At 70.8% G+C, this 1874-nt stretch carries 2 protein-coding genes; one reads left to right on the forward strand and one right to left on the reverse strand.

The window, feature by feature from the left end; all coding sequences use genetic code 11:
• Positions 1-677: M15 family metallopeptidase (locus ACVBEQ_RS28015; RefSeq protein ID WP_447156723.1), on the reverse strand; the 677-nt coding region annotated here is incomplete at its 3' end.
• Positions 678-771: 94 nt separating this feature from the next.
• Between ACVBEQ_RS28015 and pip the strand changes: the two genes are divergently transcribed.
• Positions 772-1719: a prolyl aminopeptidase gene (pip, locus tag ACVBEQ_RS28020; protein ID WP_447156724.1), complete on the forward strand. Its 948-nt coding sequence runs from the start codon at positions 772-774 to the stop codon at positions 1717-1719.
• Positions 1720-1874 lie beyond the last annotated feature (155 nt).

A 1874-nucleotide genomic window follows, 5' to 3' on the forward strand; every position in this document is an offset into this window, starting at 1 on the left:
AGGACGCCCGCCCCCGGCTTCCTGTCCAGGTACTCCCGTCCCCGCTCCGGCAACACGACATCGCCGCTGATGTAGGGGTTCTGCACCGGGTTCAGGTCGATCGCGGTTCCGTAGGAATGCTCGGAGAATCCGCCGCCACCCGTCACCGGTCGGCAGTTGAACGCCGAGCTGTTGTCGGCCGCCACCGACGCGTCGTCATCGCCACCGAAGTCGTCGACCAGCCGCAGGGACGCGATCGGATACCCCGCTGCGTAGAGCTCGCGGAAGACGGCGACGACGTCGTCGGCGACGGCCGCGGCCACCACCAGTTCGCCGTCGTCATCGGTGCCGTCGAAGCCCCGGTAGGTCACCGTGAGGTAGCGCAGATCCTCGATGCCGACCGGGCAGCCCGGCCGCCAACTGGTCCGCATCCGGGCGGCGAGTACGGGGTCGATGACCTTCACCGAACTGCTGAAGCCCGGGTCGGGCGGTTCCGCGCTCCGAGCCGAGGAGGTCGTCGGTGCCGGTGCCTTGGTCGGTGCCGGGGCCTTGCTGGGTGCCGTGGTGTTGGCGGGTGCGGTCTTGGTGGCTGCCGCTGTTGGGGCGGCTGCCGCAGCCGGGGTCGGTGTCGCGTGCGATGACGCCTGGGTGCGCGAGGGCGTGGACGCCGTCGGCGGACGGCGGAGTGCTGGGTCCACCGCCGGAGGTATCCGGACCGGCAGCGCCGGTCGAGCACCCGATCATCAGCGCCGCGACCGGCAGGAGCAGTGCGGCTGCTCCTACGATCTTCCGATGAGCGGATCTCACACCGCAATCGAACCGTACGACCAGGGCATGCTCGACGTCGGCGACGGCCAGCGGGTGTATTGGGAGGTCAGCGGCAATCCGGCCGGCAAGCCGGTGGTCGCCCTGCACGGTGGTCCCGGTGGCGGCAGTTCGCCCCGGCGGCGCAGCTCCTTCGACCCGCAGGTGTACCGGCTCGTGCAGTTCGACCAGCGCGGATGCGGCCTGAGCACGCCGAGCGTTGCCGACCCGGCGACGGATCTGAGTACCAATACGACCGCGCATCTGCTGCGCGACATCGAGCTGCTGCGGGAGCACCTGGGCATCGACCGGTGGATGGTGTGGGGTGGGTCCTGGGGTGTCACGCTCGGCCTCGCGTACGCCGAGCGATTCCCGGAGCGGGTCACCGCGATGGTGCTCGTGTCGGTGACGATGACCCGTGCCGAGGACGTGCACTGGCTCTATCACGAGGCGGGACGGTTCTTCCCGGCCGAATGGGAGAAGTTCCACGCCGGTGGTGGTCGGGCGGCCAACCTTGTCGCCGCTTACAACGTGCTGCTCAACGAGCAGCCCGACGACGCCGTCCGGGTTCGGGCCGCGCAGGATTGGTGCGACTGGGAGGACGCCGTCGTCTCGCTCGAGGAGGGCTGGACCCCGAACCCTCGCTACGCCGACGCAGCGTTCCGGATAGCGTTCGCCCGGCTCTGCGCGCACTACTTCTCGCACGCGGCGTGGCTGGAGGACGGTGTACTGCTGCGTGACGCTGACCGGCTCGCCGGCATCCCCGGGGTGCTCATCCACGGCCGCATGGACATCGGCGGGCCGCCCGACGTGCCATGGATGCTTCACCGGGCCTGGCCCGGCTCGGAGCTGCACCTGGTGAGAACCGGGCACACCGGCGGTGACGAGATGACGGAGGCGATGCAGGCCGCGTTGAGCCGGTTCGCCCGAATGTGAGCCGGCTCGACCGGGAGGTGGACGGACACATGGAGATGACACGGAGCGGGGCCCGGCGCTGACGCCGGGCCCCGCCGTGCGACGGGGGACCCGGGGAGCGCGACGATGCGCCCGCATCCGGGCGCCGGTGTGACTCCCGGTCCCATCGGCGCCGC

Source organism: Nakamurella sp. GG22, assembly GCF_052976845.2.